Raw genomic sequence first — 17,713 nt, 5'->3', positions numbered from 1 at the left:
TAAAAATAACCTCCAAACTGAGTAATTTTATCTTACATCAGTTTGGAGGTTTACACAAACTTTGGGATACTCCCTTTATTAATTAATTTATCGCTATTTCATAGATATCTGCCATATCAAGTACATATTCTTCAAAATCAGCCCAGCCATCATATAATATATCAGAACGTAAAGTAATTGTTTTATGATCGTGTGTTGTAAAGATGAATTTTTGTTTCTTTTTCTTATAGCGGTATTTTATCGTTTGAATCTGTGACCATGTAACTTTTTCTTTTTTAAAGAAGCTCACATGGTAGATAGAAAGTTCTGTATAGAATACTTTTTGACAGGTATATCTGAAAAAGCAATAAATGGAGACAAGATACATAAATATGATATAAACAATATCCGTTGTCAGACCTCCATTGCGATAACTTTCAATGAGAGTTTCTCTCTCATCCTGATACCATAAGTATAAAAATGCAATAAGCATCAGAGTAAGCAGAAATGTAGAAATATAAAGCATATAGTAAGTAGCACTGCATTTGAGCGTTTTATATTCACTGCCAAGATCGGTTCCAACACGATTCTTAATCCTCCAGTTTCTGTCCTCAATGTGTTCCAAAGCAGTTACACCTAATAACAGTATAGTATGAATGACTAGGCAGGCGCCTGTTTTTGTCAAAACCTCAGGAATATACTGCATATCTCCCATCAGAAAGGCAATGACCGCATATATCATATTTCCACCCAGGAATCCAAGCAGCATTACCTTAATAACCATACTGTTGGAAGTGTCATTTTTTTTGGTACTTTTCTTTTTATTTATCATATGATCACCTTATATCATTCGCCGTTCGGGATGAGCATGAAAGCATGTTTCCACTCACTAACGCTCATTATATCTTGCGTTACATAATAAAAGAAGTGTAACATGTTATAATTTGACTTACAAGCAGTATTATCGAAGTGGAGGGTGTGGATTGTATTCTGCAAATATTGTTCTCATCGTATCATATCTCCCTATCGTCCAATCAATCATTCGCTACAAAAAATAGAAGCATTTCAATCAGTTCACCATGTCGTTTTCATTTTATGTTATACTGTTTTAGATAAACTTAGTCTTTTCAAGGGCTTGAGATATATTTGATAATAAAATATAACAATTATTAAATCCCTTGGAATATATGAAATCTCAATCGGAATTGACAGAGGTAATGAAATGTTTGAAGAATTAGGGAATAGTTAATAAAGAGAGGTGCATATGCTATGCCAGGTATACTCGTGGTTGAAGATGATGAAAATTTAAATCGTGGAATTACATTTTCACTGAAAAAATCCGGATATGAGGTTTTTTCAGCAGAATCAGTGAAAAAAGCGAAAAGAATTGCAAGTGATAATAATGTGGATGTTACCATTTGTGATGTGAATCTTCCGGATGGGAATGGACTGGAATTTGTAAGGTGGATGAGATGCAATTATAATACATACATTATTTGTCTTACAGCACTAGATCAGGAGATGGATCAGGTCATGGGATATGAAGCAGGGGCAGATGATTATATTACAAAGCCGTTTAGTCTTTCGGTACTTCTTTTGAAAATAGAAGCACATTTCCGCCGCAGACAGGAGAAAACGGAAGCCGGAAAGATGATTTCGGGAGATATCGTATTTATCGCAGGAGAAATGAAAGTCCTGATAAAGAGTCGTGAAATCAATCTGACAAAAACGGAGTTGAAAATGCTGACTTTTTTTCTTCAGAATCCGAAACAGATTCTTTCAAAAACACAAATATTGGAAAATGTGTTTGATCTGGAAGGGGATTTTGTGGATGAAAATACAATCGCTGTCAATATCAGAAGACTCCGTGAGAAAATCGAAGACAATCCGGCTGCACCGGTCTATATAAAGAATATCAGAGGTCTTGGGTATATATGGAATCAGGAGGTAAGGCAGTGACAAAGAGATATTGCAAGAAGATTACAGTAGTGCTCTCCTTGGTATTACCTGTCATATTATTGTTTGCAATATTAAATTGCTTTACCACGTATGTGTTTTATGAAGATTATAAATATAAAATGAATCTTATGACAGAGATTGCTGCAAAGGAAGAATTTTCCGGGCTGGATGCTGTTTCGGAATTGCTTAAGGATAAGGATATTGAAACTAACGAACAGGGAAGGCGATTATTGGAGCAATATGGATACTGGGGGAATAAAGGGAATGCATTTTATTCGCAATTCCGGCATCATGTTATGGTGACCGGTGCTGTAAGCACTGTGATATGCGTGCTTCTTTTGACTTTTTTACTTTATTGGAAGAAAAAAGAAGATGCGTGTCATCAGAAAATTTTAGACCAGTTGGAAGAAATTCTGATCAGATTCCGTGAAAATAAATTTGATGATTTACTGAAAACGGAAAATCATGCAGAAATGGATAAATTGAATGACCAGCTTGAAGCAATCGGACATCATATTCAGTTGATAAAGGAAGAAGCAAGGGCAGAAAAGGAGAACACGAAAGAAATGGTTTCTGATATTTCTCACCAGTTAAAGACACCGGTTGCAGCTTTGGATACATGTTTTAGTGTGCTGATGCAGAATGACTTAAGTGCCACAGAACAGGAGGAGTTTCGTATCCGTTGTCGGAGTGCTCTGGATGGACTGGAGACATTATTGCAGTCGCTTCTTGAAATATCCAAGATGGAAACTGGACTGATTCAGATTAATAAGAAAAAACTTCCGCTTATGGATACTGTCATATCTGCTGTGAACCGCACTTATCCTAAAGCGGATGAGAAAGAAATTGAATTCGTTTTTGACTATGAAAAAGAGCTGGAAACATGCACGATTATGCAGGATAAAAGGTGGCTTGGTGAAGCTGTGATCAACGTTCTGGATAATGCGGTCAAGTACAGTCCGTGTGGTTCAAAAATATTTATCCGGTTACAAAAAAGAAACGATCTTGTAAGAATGGAAATTGAGGATCAGGGAATTGGTATTCCGCAGAATGAGTATCACAAAATTTTTCAACGATTTTACAGAGGAAGTTCCAAGGAGGTCATGGAAAAGAGTGGTACAGGAATCGGACTTTTTCTATCGAGAGAAATTATCGAAAAACACGCAGGTACGATTACGGTAACCTCCGGCAAAAAGAAAAAAGGAAGCACGTTTGTGATTCAATTACCATATGTTGGTTAAATTTTAAGTGAGCAGAAATCTTACAATTCTGTAAGACTTCTGCTCGTTTTTTGAAAGTGAAATGAAAGATTGCCCTGATACAATTTGGATGTAGGATGAAAAGGAGGCAACACATGAGTGTGATATTAGAAACCAAGCAGCTTTGTAAGTTTTATGGCGCAGGTGAGAATCAGGTCAAAGCGGTCAATCAGGTGGACATTCAGATTGAGCGGGGAGAATTTGTCGCAATTGTTGGAAAGTCAGGTTCCGGTAAAAGTACATTACTTCATATGCTTGGAGGGCTAGACACCCCGACAAAAGGCAGTGTTACTTTAGCAGGGAAAAATTTATACAGGATGAAGGAAAATGCCCTTGCTGTTTTCCGTAGAAGAAAAATCGGATTTGTTTTTCAGGCATTTAATCTGGTTTCATCTGTTAATGTCTGGGAAAATATTGTACTGCCATTGGGGCTGGACGGAAGAAAAGTGGATGAAGCGTATGTAAATGATATTATTGCAACTCTGGGGATTGAAAACCGGATTTATAATCTGCCAAATCAGTTATCCGGAGGACAGCAGCAGAGAGTAGCAATTGCAAGAGCACTGGTGAATCGTCCGGAAATTATATTTGCAGATGAGCCGACAGGCAATCTTGATTCTAAGACCAGTGATGAGGTAATCGCTCTGCTTAAGATGACAGCAAAAAAATATGGACAGACAATTGTAATGATTACCCATGATGACGAAATTGCACAGGTCGCTGACCGTATTCTGGTGATTGAGGACGGACAGGTGGTGGATTTCAGATGAAGACAATAAGCAGGATTGCATATAGCAATGACAAAAGGAACAGGACAAGAAGTATACTGATCATGATGGCAATCTGTCTGACCACGATGCTGCTTGTTATCATCAGTACTGTGGGAAATGGGGTAATTCGTTTACAGAAAAGTCAGGCGGCAAGCTCATACGGAAGCAACTATGGCCTGTTTATCGCCGCAGATGGTACGCAATTAAAAGAAGTGGAACGCAGAGCTGAGATATCTGATATCGGCATCATGTGTACGGAGGGCATCCTGAAAGGAAATGAAAATGGCGGCTTTGTCAGTGCGGATGAAACGGTCAGGAAAATGCTTCCCTATAATCAGGAATATGTGTTGAAGGAAGGTACCTATCCGGAAAAGGCGCAGGAAATTGCCGCAGGACGCGCTTTCTTTGATGCAGTGGGATACCATGATGTAAAGGTCGGAGACACCGTAACATTGGAGTACCGTTCCGGCATGCAGTCGGAATACGCACCGGTGGAATTTACTGTCAGCGGGATTTTATATGACCGGGATGAATATACCATCGAGGCTTCCTATGTTGTATTCGGTTCGCAGGATTTTTATAATGAGCGTGTTGCGGAGGGTGACAGGCAATATAATATCTATTTTACCTTGAGCGATTCTGAAAATGTATCTATGAATAATGTTGCGCCTGTTATAAAAGAAATCGCGGATTCCTGCGACATTGACCAGAAAAACGTGATCATCAATGACCTCTACCTGCAGTGGGTATTGCAGCCGAGCTATGAAATGATTGTGGTTTGTGGAACCCTGATCCTCGGAATCGTGCTGTTTTCCGTTGTGGTCATTTATAATATCTTCCAGGTCGGGATCGCCCAGAAGGTTCAGGAGTACGGAAAAATCAAGGCGCTGGGTGCAACCAGAAAGCAGATGAAGCAGTTGATCTTTCGTGAGGGCATTCTTCTGGCGGTTCCTTCTATACCGCTGGGGCTGCTGTTTGGTTTCCTGATTGCAAAAGTCAGCTTCAACTGGCTGGTGGAGCAGGGAAATCTGGTATCGTCCGGAATCAAGAACCATCAGGTGCCTCTGTTTTCACTGACAATTATGCTCATCTGCATTTTTGTATCGTTTCTTACGGTCGTTTTGGCTCTGCGCAAACCCATGAAAATTGTTTCCCGGATTTCACCTATCGAAGCGACACGGTATCTTGACGGCTCCAAAACGCAAAAACAGGGCAGACGAAAAGGCAGAAAAGATGTCACCGTTTTCTCCATGGCAATGGCAAATGTGACAGGCAATCCGAAAAGAACCATTGCTACGATTCTTACCATGGGGCTTTCCTGTGTATTGTTTGTAATTATCTCTAATTATGTTGGAAATATTGACACGGAGCACGAGGCGCGGATTGCAATCAACCATGGACAATTTGAGTTGCAGCTGGATTATTCCCAGAATTATGATGAAGCCTATTCGGAGAATAATCTGGACACAATCCTACAGAACAACCCACTGAATGATTCAATGATTGAAGAAATCAAAAGCATTCCAGGAGTGACAGATGTCATGACGAGAGAGATTGTCTCTGTAAATCTGAACGGAACAAGATTTCCGGCTGATATTGTGAGTAAAAATGATTTTGATTTTATGCGCCAAGACGGGGATATTGGCTCTATGGACTATGATCAGGCGGTAAAGAATGGTGAAATTTTCTTTGGCTGGTCGGCGTGGATGGAACAAGATGGATATGCTCCGGGTGAATCTATTGTATTTGACTTTGAGAATGGAAGTGAAACCTATACCTATCAGGGAAAGATTGCAGGATCCTTTGTAAGCGCGGACACTTATCTTGTCATTCCGGAAGGTGTATACCGTTCCATGAATCCGAGGGGAACAGCCTATGGCTATCTGTGGGTGGACTGTGATAAAAAAGATGTTGCATCTGTGGAACAGAGTCTGAATACTTTGATTTCTAATACTTCGCATATAAAAATGGATACCTATCATGCACAGTTACAATCTGCAGAATACGCAAGCCGTATGATGAAGCTTGGCTGCTATCTGTTCATGGCAATTGTCGGTCTCATTGGGTTTATGAATCTGGCAAACACCATGATCATCAATATCACCACGAAGAAGCAGGAATACGGTGTGCTGCAAGCGGTAGGCATGACCAATAAGCAGTTGAATCTGTGCTTACAAATACAGGGCTTGATTTTTACGGTTGGCACCATCTGCGTCGCACTTGCTGCCGGTCTGCCCCTTGGCTATGCACTGTTTTCCTATGCGAAGCATAATGGGATTTTTGGAATGAACGTTTATCACGTTCCTCTTATCCCGATTCTTGTTATGATTCTTCTGGTTGGTATTCTACAAATTGTGCTTTCCTGTGTTTTAAGCAGTAATCTGAAAAAGGAAACGCTGGTAGAAAGAATAAGGTATGATGGATAGCAAGTAATTGAGATGGCCCTTACTTTTTCCAATGGGTTTACCGCTGAGTTTGAGTTTAAAGTGAGATTAGAAGGTCGCATATAGATTTCATGAAGTATAAAGAGGATTCCGACACCTTATTGCAGGGTGTCGGGGTCCTTTTTTAAGTTTACCAAATTGTAGATTTATGCTATAATGGGCGCATGTGGCAAAAAGAAGGGTATTTTGCCAGGATCTATATAGATAGACAGGAGTAGAATATGAATATTATCAACAAATTGTTCGGTACTCACAGTGAGAGAGAATTGAAACTGATTGCTCCCACCATTGATAAGATCGAAGCATTGCGTCCGACTATGCAGGCGCTGACCGATGAGGAACTGAAAGATAAGACAAAAGAATACAAGCAGAGACTGGCAGCAGGAGAGACTCTGGATGATCTTCTTCCAGAGGCATTTGCAACTGTCAGAGAGGCAGCAAAGCGTGTACTTGGTATGGAGCATTACCGGGTACAGTTGATCGGTGGTATGATCCTTCATCAGGGACGTATTGCAGAGATGAAGACTGGTGAAGGTAAGACGCTGGTATCCACACTCCCGGCATATTTGAATGCGCTGGAGGGAAAGGGCGTTCATGTTGTAACCGTCAATGATTATCTTGCAAGCCGTGATGCTGGCTGGATGGGTAAGGTTCATGAGTTTCTTGGCCTGACGGTAGGTGTAGTACTGAATGCTTCCACCAAGGAAGAGAGACGTGCTGCATACAATTGCGACATTACTTATGTAACCAATAACGAGCTGGGATTTGACTACCTGCGTGATAACATGGTTATTTACAAAGAGCAGCTGGTACAGAGAGAATTACATTATGCCATCATCGATGAGATTGACTCTATTCTGATCGATGAGGCGAGAACTCCGTTGATCATCTCTGGTCAGAGCGGCAAATCCACCAAGCTTTATGAGCTGTGCGATTATGTGGCTCATACGCTGACCCGTGGTGAGGCAAGCAAGGAATTTTCCAAGATGGATGCCATCATGGGTGAGGAGATCGAGGAGACCGGAGACTTCATCGTCAATGAGAAAGATAAGATCGTTCATCTGACAGCTGATGGTATCAAGAAGGTAGAGCAGTTCTTCAAGATCGAGAACCTGGCAGATCCGGAGAATCTGGAGATCCAGCACAACATGGAGCTGGCACTTCGCGCTAATAACCTGATGTTCCGCGATCAGGATTATGTGGTAAAAGATGATCAGGTATTTATCGTTGATGAGTTTACCGGACGTATTATGCCAGGCCGTCGTTACTCTGATGGACTTCATCAGGCAATTGAGGCAAAAGAGCACGTAAAAGTAAAACGGGAAAGCAAGACTCTTGCAAATATCACGTTCCAGAATTTCTTCAATAAATATGACAAGAAATCCGGTATGACCGGTACGGCATTGACTGAGGAAAAAGAGTTCCGGGCAATCTATGGAATGGACGTTGTGGAGATTCCGACCAATAAGCCGGTTATCCGTAAGGACCTGCATGATGCCGTATACAAGACCAAGAAAGAGAAATTTTTCGCAGTCTGCAACGAGATTGAGAAAGCGCACGCAACGGGACAGCCGGTGCTGGTAGGTACGATCACAATCGAGACTTCCGAGGAACTCAGCCGTATGCTTCAGAAGCGCGGTATCCAGCATGAAGTCCTCAATGCAAAATTCCATGAGAGAGAGGCTGAGATCGTAGCACTGGCAGGTCAGCATGGAGCTGTTACGATCGCAACTAACATGGCAGGTCGTGGTACGGATATTAAGCTGGACGATGAGGCAAAGGCAGCTGGTGGATTGAAGATCATTGGTACAGAACGTCATGAGTCCAGACGTATTGATAATCAGCTGCGTGGTCGTGCAGGCCGTCAGGGAGATCCAGGTGAATCACGTTTCTATATCTCACTGGAAGATGATCTGATGAGACTGTTTGGTTCTGAACGTCTGATGGATGTATTCAATGCATTGGGAGTTCCGGAAAATGAGCAGATTGAGCACAAGATGCTTACAAGTGCGATTGAAAAAGCACAGATGAAAATTGAAAATAATAACTTTGGTATTCGTAAAAACCTGCTGGAGTATGACCAGGTAATGAATGAGCAGAGAGAGATCATCTATGCAGAGCGTCGTCGTGTACTGGACGGCGAGAGCATGAGAGATTCTATCTACAAGATGATTTCTGATGTGGTAGAGAACACAGTAGATACCTTTATCGGCGATGATCAGGATCCGCAGGAATGGGATCTTTCAGGTCTGAATGAGACACTGCTTCCTATCATTCCTTTTGAGATGATTACTGTGGAACGCATTGGCTGTAAGAATAAAGCAGAGTTGAAGCATGCTCTGAAGCAGGAAGGAACGAAGCTGTATGAGGCAAAGGAGGCAGAGTTCCCGAATCCGGAGATGATCCGTGAGCTGGAACGTGTATTCCTTCTGAAAGTTATTGACCGCAAATGGATGAACCATATCGATGATATGGAGCAGTTGAGACAGGGTATTGGTCTTCAGGCATACGGACAGAGAGATCCGCTGGTTGAGTATAAGATGAGCGGCTATGAGATGTTCGAGGCTATGACAGCAGGCATTCAGGAAGATACCGTACGTCTGCTGATGCATGTGAAGATTGAAGAGAAGGCAGAGCGTGAGGAAGTTGCACAGGTAACCGGAACCAACAAGGATGATTCCTTTGGCAAAAAACCGGTACAGCGTGCTGCAGATAAAGTATATCCGAACGATCCGTGTCCTTGCGGAAGCGGCAAGAAATACAAGCAGTGCTGCGGCCGTAAATTGATGAAATAAACACGATTGAAAGTATCATAAATTTTAAAAGAAAGAAGGTGTGGTTATGGTAGAATTAGATCAGTTTAAATATACACTGAGCAGCTACGCAAAACCCATGACAGAACTGAGGGATTCACTTTGACCTGGCTTCAAAGACGCTCAGGATCGAAGAATTAGAACGGGAGATGGAGGCACCTGGCTACTGGGACAATGTGGAAAAATCCCAGGAAGGTATGAAGGAGCTGAACATTCTCAAAGAAGAAAAACAGAAATATGAAAGCCTGGAGCAACAGTACGAAGATATTGAGACACTGTTGGAGATGGGCTATGAAGAGAACGATGAATCTCTGATTCCAGAGATTCAAGAAGAACTGGATCAGTTTACAGAGGCATTTGAGGCCATGCGGATCAAGACGCTCCTGTCTGGCGAATATGATAGTACAGATGCTATCATCAAGCTGAATGCAGGAGCAGGAGGAACCGAGTCCTGTGACTGGGCGGGCATGCTTTACCGTATGTATACCCGCTGGGCAGAGCGTAAGGGTTTTACCGTAGAAGTGTTGGACTATCTGGATGGTGATGAGGCAGGTATCAAATCGGTTACCTTTGAGGTGCATGGAGAAAATGCCTACGGATATCTCAAATCCGAAAAAGGTGTGCACCGTCTGGTCCGTATTTCTCCATTCAATGCACAGGGAAAACGGCAGACTTCCTTTGTCTCCTGTGATGTGATGCCGGATATTGAAGGCGACATTGAGGTGGAGATCAATCCGGATGATCTGCGAATCGATACGTACCGTTCCAGCGGAGCAGGTGGACAGCACATCAACAAGACTTCATCTGCGATCCGTATTACACATATTCCTACGGGAATTGTAGTACAATGCCAGAATGAACGTTCTCAGCATCAGAATAAGGACAAAGCCATGCAGATGCTGAAGGCTAAACTTTACCTTCTGGAACAGCAGAAGCAGGCAGAGAAATTATCCGGCATCCGCGGAGAAGTCAGTGATATTGCCTGGGGAAATCAGATTCGTTCGTATGTGATGCAGCCGTATACACTGGTTAAAGACCATCGTACCAGCTGCGAAGTCAGCAACGTAGATGCTGTGATGGATGGAAAGATCGATCCATTTATCAATGCTTACCTGAAATGGATCAATCTGTCACCGGAGGAACAGGAATGACGGAAAACAGCAAGTATTTCGTGCTAAAGAAAAAAGCAGTACCAGAGGTTCTGCTGAAAGTGGTGGAGGCCAAGCGTCTTCTGGATTGCAATCCTGGCATGACTGTCCAGGAAGCGGCAGATCAGCTTGGCATCAGCCGCAGTTCATTTTATAAATACAAAGAGGACATCTTTCCTTTCCATGATGAGGCGAAAGGAAAGACTGTTACTTTTATGCTTCAGGTGGAGGATGAACCGGGACTTCTGTCCACGGTTCTGAACATCATTGCAGAATTTGGAGCAAACATTCTTACAATTCATCAGACGATCCCGATCAACGGAATCGCTACGCTGACCCTCAGCGTTCAGGTGCTTTCTACCACAGGGGACGTATCTGCCATGATCGAAAAGATTGAACAGCAGCAGGGAGTCAGATATCTCAAAATATTAGGCAGGGAGTAAAATACTAATGATAAAAGTTGCAATTATGGGTTATGGCACCGTTGGATCCGGTGTATATGAGGTGTTTAGAACAAACAAGACCAGCATTGACAAAAAAGTGGGACAGGAACTGAGAGTACAGTATGTGCTGGACTTAAGAGAATTTCCGGGAGATCCGGTCATGGATGTACTGAAACATGATTTTGAAGACATCCTTAATGATGATGAAGTGAAGATCGTGGCTGAGGTTATGGGAGGACTTCATCCGGCGTATGAGTTTACCAGACGCTGCCTGGAAGCAGGAAAAAGTGTGTGTACTTCCAACAAGGAACTGGTGGCTGAGCATGGTGCTGAACTGATTCAGATTGCGAAGGATCATCAGGTGAATTATCTGTTTGAGGCAAGTGTAGGAGGCGGTATTCCTATTATCCGTCCTCTTAATTCTTCTCTGACGGCAGATGTGATCGTAGAGATCTCCGGTATCTTAAACGGAACCACTAACTACATGCTGACCAAGATGTCCAGAGAAGGGCTGAATTATGATGATGTGCTGAAAGAAGCCCAGGCAAAGGGCTATGCGGAGCTTCACCCGGAAGCAGACGTGGAAGGCTGGGATGCGTGCAGAAAGATCGCGATCCTGACTTCTCTTGCCAGTGGTAATCAGGTGGATTTTAAAGATATTTATACAGAGGGCATTACCAAAGTGACGGCTGAAGATTTTGCATATGCAAAAAAAGCAGGCTGTGCTATCAAACTGCTGGCTGTCAGCAAGAAGCAGGGGGATACTTACTGTGTCATGGTAGCTCCGGCATTTGTTCGTAAAGAGAATCCGCTCTACATGGTAAATGATGTATTTAATGCAGTATGTGTGGAAGGTAATATGCTGGGAGCGTCCATGTTCTATGGAAGCGGAGCAGGTAAACTGCCGACTGCCAGTGCTGTTGCCGGTGATATGGTGGATGCAGCAAGACATCTTGGAAAGATCATTACCACGTTCTGGAATCCGCAGAAACTGGAACTGGCTCCGGTAGGAGAGATGACCCATCGTTTCTTTGTCCGTATGAAATCTGATGCCAAAGATGCAAAAGTATTTGGTGATGTGGAGATGATCGATGCAAAGATTAAAGGTGAGATTGGGTTCATGACTCCTGTCATGTCTGAAGATGCATTTGCAAGAAAAGCAAAAAATCTTGATATTATCAGTATGATCCGTGTGGCAGGCTGAGCTTGAAGAGGAGGAAATGAAAAATGATGGATATCGTGTGTCTTGATCTGGAAGGAGTACTGGTGCCGGAGATCTGGATCGCATTTGCAGAGGCCAGTGGAATTCCGGAGTTGAAGCGTACTACCCGTGATGAGCCGGATTATGATAAACTGATGAAATGGCGTCTTGGAATCCTGAAAGAGCATGGACTTGGGCTGAAAGAAATCCAGGCAACCATCGAGAAGATCGATCCGCTGCCGGGAGCAAAAGAATTCCTGGATGAACTGCGTTCTCTGACCCAGGTGATCATCATCAGTGACACCTTTACGCAGTTTGCAAAACCGTTGATGAAGAAGCTGGGATGGCCGACTCTGTTCTGCAACTCTCTGGAAGTGGCAGAAGACGGAACCATTACCGGATTTAAGATGAGAATTGAGAATTCCAAGCTGACTACTGTAAAAGCATTGCAGTCAGCTGGATTTGATACCATTGCTGCAGGAGACAGCTTTAATGATCTGGGCATGATCAAAGCAAGCCGGGCAGGATTTTTGTTCCGCACTACCGACCAGATCAAAAAGGATTACCCGGAACTGAAAGCATTTGAGACTTATGATGAGTTCCTGGCAGCAATCAAAGAAGTATTGGAGTAAGATTTTTTATGGATATTATACAGAAACTGACAGAAGAACTTCAGGTGAAGAAATGGCAGGTGGAAGCAGCAGTCAAACTGATTGATGAGGGAAATACCATCCCGTTCATTTCCCGTTACCGGAAGGAAGCTACTGGTGCGCTTAATGACGAGCAGCTTCGTGATCTGGGTGAGCGGCTGACCTATCTTCGCAATCTGGAAGATAAGAAGGCACAGGTGATCTCCAGCATTGAGGAGCAGGGGAAACTGACGGAAGAGCTCAAAGCAGCGATCGAGGCAGCGCAGACACAGGTGGCTGTGGATGACCTTTATCGTCCATATCGTCCGAAACGCCGGACTCGTGCGACTATGGCAAAAGAGAAAGGACTGGAAGGTCTGGCCAATATTATTCTTCTTCAGATGACAACGACACCGCTGGAAACAGAGGCAGAAAGTTATCTGTCTGAGGAAAAAGGTGTGGCAACGGTACAGGAAGCCATCGCCGGAGCTATGGACATTATTGCGGAGAGCATATCCGATGAAGCAGATTATCGCACCTGGATCAGAAATAAGACACTGAAAGAGGGCGAGATCACCTCTGAAGCAAAAGATGAGAAAGAGCAGTCTGTATATGAGACCTATTATCATTTTAGCCAGCCAATCAGCAAGATGGCAGGACATCGGACGCTGGCTCTGAACAGAGGTGAGGCCGAAAAGGTGCTGACTGTAAAGATTGTTGCACCGGAACCGGAGATCTTAAGTTATCTGGAAAGCCGTGTGATCACAAGGGATAATCCAATCACATCTCCGACGCTGGAAGAAGTGGTAAAAGACAGTTACAGCCGCCTGATCGCACCGGCCATCGAGCGTGAGATCCGTAACCTTCTGACTGAGCAGGCAGAAGAGGGAGCAATCCGTGTATTTGGAAAGAATCTGGAGCAGCTTCTCATGCAGCCTCCGATTGCAGGACAGACCGTGCTCGGCTGGGATCCGGCATTCCGTACAGGCTGCAAGCTGGCAGTAGTAGATCCTACCGGAAAAGTACTGGATACGGTAGTTATTTATCCAACTGCACCTCAGAATAAGGTAAAAGAAGCAAAAGCAACCTTGAAAAAGCTGATTGAAAAATACCATATTACGTTGATTTCTCTTGGAAACGGTACCGCTTCCAGAGAATCTGAGCAGGTGATCGTGGAGCTTTTAAAAGAGATCCCGGAGAAGGTACAGTATGTGATCGTCAGTGAATCGGGAGCATCCGTATATTCTGCAAGTAAGCTGGCAACAGAGGAATTTCCGAATTTTGATGTGGGACAGAGAAGTGCAGCTTCCATTGCAAGAAGACTGCAGGATCCACTGGCGGAGTTGGTAAAGATCGATCCGAAGGCTATCGGAGTTGGTCAGTATCAGCATGATATGAATCAGAAGAGATTGAGCGAAGCTCTTGGAGGAGTGGTTGAAGACTCTGTAAATAAAGTGGGGGTTGATCTGAATACGGCTTCAGCACCACTTTTGGAGTACATTTCCGGCATCACCAAGACGCTGGCAAAAAATATTGTGACATACAGAGAAGCGAACGGCAGATTCGCAGACAGAAGACAGCTTCTGAAAGTGCCGAAGCTGGGACCGAAGGCTTATGAGCAGTGTGCAGGATTCCTTCGGATCATGAATGGAGACAACCCGCTGGATACTACCAGTGTACATCCGGAGAGCTATGAGGCAGCTATGAAGCTTCTGACTTCTCTTGGATATTCCGCAGAGGATATTATCGGAGGAGGACTGAAAGGTATCTCGAAGAAAGTACGTGAGCCGAAGAAAACGGCAGAAGAGCTGGGCGTTGGTGAACTGACTCTGAAGGATATTGTACAGGAGCTGGAAAAGCCGGCCAGAGACCCTCGTGATGAGATGCCGCGCCCGGTGCTCAGAAGCGATGTGCTGGATATGAAAGACCTGACTCCGGGGATGGTGCTCAAGGGAACTGTCCGCAATATTATGGATTTCGGTGCATTTGTGGATATTGGTGTTCATCAGGATGGACTGGTGCATGTATCTGAGATGTCTGAGCGCTTTATCAAACATCCGCTGGATGTGGTCAAAGTAGGCGACGTTGTGGATGTGAAAGTGCTGGCGGTAGATGTCTCGAAGAAGCGGATCTCTCTGTCCATGAAATTGTAATAAAGCAAGATGTAATAGGAACAGGCCTTGGGAGTGAAGATTCCTGAGGCCTGTGTTCGTGGTGGCAGTGGTGTTGACGATGATTGGATAAACAGAGATGGAAACAGAGTTATTGAATACAGTTGTAAAACAAAATAAAACAGTTGCAAATGCCACAGATCCGTATAATATTTTTTCGGTTTTATCCATAGAGACGAAAGAAGTTCTGATCTGCCGGGTAATTGGAGATTTTCTGAATCCCAGAGGGAAACATGGAGAAAACAGTAAATTCCTCTCGTTGTTTTTGAAAGAAATTCCGGAGTTGCAGCACATAGCCTGTGAACAGTTGGATCAGGCAATCGTGACAACAGAGTATGTCATAGACGAAAATCGCAGGATTGATATTGTAATTGAAATCGGCGGTTATTTTGTTCCTGTGGAAGTGAAGATTTTTGCAGGGGAACAGAAAGCACAGTGCCTAGATTATTATCAGTTTGCAAGGCAGCGCGATCAGACAGCAAAAGTGGTGTACCTCACCAGATTCGGAACGATGCCGGGGGCATATAGCTACAAATCAGGAGAAGAGTGTGTTCCGGAAAAAGATATCATCTGCATTTCCTTTCAGAACACTATTCTGCAATGGCTTATCGCATGCTGTCAGGTGAGTCGTGGACGGACAAAAATGGTGTTGGAACAATTGAGAGAAAGCGTGGAACATATGACGGGAGCAACAGAAGAAAAAACAATGCAGGCGGTTGCAAAAGAGATTGGCAAATCAGCAGATTCTCTTCGGGCAGTTATTCAGATATCGGATTCTTTGGAAAATGCAAAAACGAAATTGTTATTGCAGGTGATGGAAGAATTTAAACGACAGATGGCTCCTTTGAAAGAAACCTATCATCTGGAAGAGGAGACACAGATTGACTGGTATGGATATGAGAAGCAGGCAGATCAGTTCTATGATCATGCATATTCGACTTATCCGGGAATCAATTATATTGTGACGAATATTCCTGCGTTTCGTACTTACCAGCTTTGGTTTCGCATTGAAATTGATAATCGCCTTTTTGCCGGATTCTGCCTGTTTGATCCGACAGCGAATTCACCGGAGGGAAAAGGAAATCAGGTGGATGATTATGATACGGATACCAGAACATGGATCGAACGTATTTTGAAAGTCTCAAAATCTGACCAGTCGGCTTGGTGGGCGGTCTGGCGTTATCTGCCCACGGGCTCCACGCAAAGTAGTAAAGAGGTGCCTGATTTTCGAGCGATGAATGATGTAGCGGTTTCATTGGCTGATGAAAAGGTGAGAAAAGTATTTGTGACGAATGCAATAAAGCAGATAGAGCAGACGTTATTCAATTTATTGAAATAAAGGCGAAGGAGAAGCAGACATGTCTATTATAAAAGCAAAAGAATATTTAAAATCTGTTGGTTATGAGGACCGGGTGATTGAATTTGCAGAATCAACAGCAACTGTGGCAGAAGCAGCAGAGGCTGTTGGTGTGGAACCGGCAATGATTGCAAAGACTATGTCTTTTCTGGTGGGAGACAAAGCAATATTAATCCTTGCGGAGGGAACTGCCCGGGTGGACAATCGAAAATACAAGGATACGTTTCATGTAAAAGCAAAGATGATTCCATTTGACGAGGTGGAGCAGTACATCGGCCATGCACCGGGTGGTGTGTGTCCATTTGGAATTAACGAAGGTGTGGATGTGTATTTGGATGAAAGTCTGAGACAGTTTGATACAGTCTATCCGGCAGCTGGAAATGATCACAGTGCAGTGCGTCTGGCAGTGCCGGAACTGGAGAAGATCGCGGGAGCAAAAGGCTGGATCGATGTATGTAAGGAGCCGGAGAAATCGGAATAAAATAATTCTTGCATCACGGTACATATAAGCGTATAATATCATGTGTAAAAATAAAAGAGATCTTCGGGGCGGGGTGTAATTCCCCACCGGCGGTATTCAGGCTGTCAGGAACAAAAGACAGCAGGTAAGTCCGCGACCCGCGTAAAGCGGCTGAACCGGTGTGATTCCGGTACCGACAGTTATAGTCTGGATGGGAGAGGAAACAAGTAGTATTGCAGTGTATGAAGATGCCCCGGATTGTTGTGATCCGGGGTTTTTATATGCGTTTCTCCAGTTACAGGATCTCTGCTAATCTGAAAGGAGAATTATCATGAAAACAACATCAACAACCGCAACTGTAAGATCAGGAAGAGCGGCAACCAGAATGATTGTCTGCGTGGGAATGCTGGCAGCGATCTCCACCATTCTTATGCTTTTTGAATTTCCACTGCCATTTCTTGCACCGGGATTTTACGAGCTGGATTTCAGTGAAGTACCGATCTTGATCGGAGCATTTGCATTAGGGCCGGTGGCAGGCGTGCTCACAGAGCTGGTAAAGGTGCTTCTCAATCTGGTAGTCAATGGAACTCAGACAGCGTTTGTCGGTGAATTTGCCAACTTTGTAATGGGTTGTATGTTTGTACTTCCGGCTTCGCTGATCTACAAGATGAAGAAATCCAGAAAGCATGCAGTCATCGGACTGGCAGCAGGAACTGTGACTATGTCAGTGGTTGCAGTGTTTATCAATGCACTTGTATTGCTTCCGGCTTATGCAAAGGCATTTGGAATGCCGATTGATGCATTCGTGGAGATGGGATCAGCCATCAATCCGGCGATCAACAGTCTGTGGACGTTCGTAGTTCTGGCAGTGGCACCATTCAACCTGATCAAAGGTGTGCTGGTGTCTGTGATCACCGTACTGCTGTACAAACATATCAGTCCGATCCTGAAAGGAAATCTGTAGATCATATACGTATAACATAAAAACGCTGAACGACAGAAGTGTACCGACCCCCAAAAGTTAGACCTAAAAATCTAACGATTGGAGGTCGGTATTTTTATGGCTAAATATTCTTTTGA

At 43.7% G+C, this 17,713-nt stretch carries 14 protein-coding genes and 1 riboswitch; of the genes, 13 read left to right on the top strand and 1 reads right to left on the bottom strand.

Translation table 11 applies throughout. The annotated features are described in order from the left end of the window. Positions 1-82: 82 nt before the first annotated feature. A complete protein-coding gene (locus WMO62_RS14355) occupies positions 83-811 on the bottom strand; it encodes a hypothetical protein (RefSeq protein ID WP_349145089.1) in 729 nt (242 codons plus the stop codon). Between the two features lie 437 nt (positions 812-1,248). Here WMO62_RS14355 and WMO62_RS14350 point away from each other — a divergent pair, with 437 nt between their 5' ends. The 13 genes from WMO62_RS14350 (at position 1,249) to WMO62_RS14290 (ending at position 17,597) form a co-directional block, all read left to right on the top strand. Next, the gene (locus WMO62_RS14350; protein WP_349145088.1) at positions 1,249-1,938 is read left to right on the top strand and encodes a response regulator transcription factor; all 690 of its coding nucleotides are present in this window, start codon (positions 1,249-1,251) and stop codon (positions 1,936-1,938) included. Continuing rightward, complete coding sequence (locus WMO62_RS14345; RefSeq protein ID WP_349145087.1) at positions 1,914-3,179, top strand: sensor histidine kinase; 1,266 nt, start codon at positions 1,914-1,916, stop codon at positions 3,177-3,179. Before WMO62_RS14350 ends, WMO62_RS14345 begins: the two co-directional genes overlap by 25 nt. Positions 3,180-3,292: 113 nt before the next feature. Next, positions 3,293-3,967 (top strand): ABC transporter ATP-binding protein, encoded by a 675-nt coding sequence (locus WMO62_RS14340; RefSeq protein WP_349145086.1) that lies wholly within the window; start codon positions 3,293-3,295, stop codon positions 3,965-3,967. Beyond that, complete coding sequence (locus WMO62_RS14335) at positions 3,964-6,393, top strand: ABC transporter permease (protein ID WP_349145085.1); 2,430 nt, start codon at positions 3,964-3,966, stop codon at positions 6,391-6,393. Before WMO62_RS14340 ends, WMO62_RS14335 begins: the two co-directional genes overlap by 4 nt. Before the next feature lie 239 nt (positions 6,394-6,632). Next, the gene (gene secA / locus WMO62_RS14330; RefSeq protein WP_349145084.1) at positions 6,633-9,206 is read left to right on the top strand and encodes a preprotein translocase subunit SecA; all 2,574 of its coding nucleotides are present in this window, start codon (positions 6,633-6,635) and stop codon (positions 9,204-9,206) included. 46 nt (positions 9,207-9,252) lie between these two features. Further along, a protein-coding gene (gene prfB / locus WMO62_RS14325; RefSeq protein ID WP_117497737.1) for a peptide chain release factor 2 occupies positions 9,253-10,375 on the top strand; the annotation gives its coding sequence in 2 pieces (ribosomal slippage) (positions 9,253-9,327 and positions 9,329-10,375; 1,122 coding nt in all). Beyond that, positions 10,372-10,815: an ACT domain-containing protein gene (locus WMO62_RS14320; RefSeq protein WP_117497739.1), complete on the top strand. Its 444-nt coding sequence runs from the start codon at positions 10,372-10,374 to the stop codon at positions 10,813-10,815. Before prfB ends, WMO62_RS14320 begins: the two co-directional genes overlap by 4 nt. A 7-nt stretch (positions 10,816-10,822) precedes the next feature. Then, a complete protein-coding gene (locus tag WMO62_RS14315; RefSeq protein ID WP_349145082.1) occupies positions 10,823-12,019 on the top strand; it encodes a homoserine dehydrogenase in 1,197 nt (398 codons plus the stop codon). A 26-nt stretch (positions 12,020-12,045) separates the two neighbouring features. Beyond that, positions 12,046-12,648 (top strand): bifunctional phosphoserine phosphatase/homoserine phosphotransferase ThrH, encoded by a 603-nt coding sequence (gene thrH, locus WMO62_RS14310; RefSeq protein WP_349145090.1) that lies wholly within the window; start codon positions 12,046-12,048, stop codon positions 12,646-12,648. Between the two features lie 8 nt (positions 12,649-12,656). Beyond that, positions 12,657-14,798, top strand: coding sequence for a Tex family protein (locus tag WMO62_RS14305; protein ID WP_349145081.1), 2,142 nt, complete (start codon positions 12,657-12,659; stop codon positions 14,796-14,798). Positions 14,799-14,895: 97 nt separating this feature from the next. Continuing rightward, positions 14,896-16,155 carry a PDDEXK-like family protein gene (locus tag WMO62_RS14300; RefSeq protein WP_349145080.1) on the top strand — a complete coding sequence of 420 codons (1,260 nt, stop codon included), beginning with the start codon at positions 14,896-14,898 and terminating at the stop codon, positions 16,153-16,155. Positions 16,156-16,174: 19 nt separating this feature from the next. Continuing rightward, on the top strand, positions 16,175-16,654 hold the full coding sequence (locus WMO62_RS14295; protein WP_349145079.1) for a YbaK/EbsC family protein: 480 nt from the start codon (positions 16,175-16,177) through the stop codon (positions 16,652-16,654). Between the two features lie 55 nt (positions 16,655-16,709). Beyond that, a riboswitch (FMN riboswitch) is annotated at positions 16,710-16,860 on the top strand. Positions 16,861-16,964: 104 nt separating this feature from the next. Beyond that, positions 16,965-17,597 (top strand): ECF transporter S component, encoded by a 633-nt coding sequence (locus tag WMO62_RS14290; protein ID WP_117497747.1) that lies wholly within the window; start codon positions 16,965-16,967, stop codon positions 17,595-17,597. The last annotated feature ends 116 nt before the right edge of the window (positions 17,598-17,713 follow it).

Origin of the sequence: Hominiventricola aquisgranensis, assembly GCF_040096225.1 — a bacterium.
In the GTDB taxonomy this organism is placed as follows: domain Bacteria; phylum Bacillota; class Clostridia; order Lachnospirales; family Lachnospiraceae; genus Hominiventricola; species Hominiventricola aquisgranensis.
This window is presented reverse-complemented; position numbering and strand designations above follow the sequence as displayed.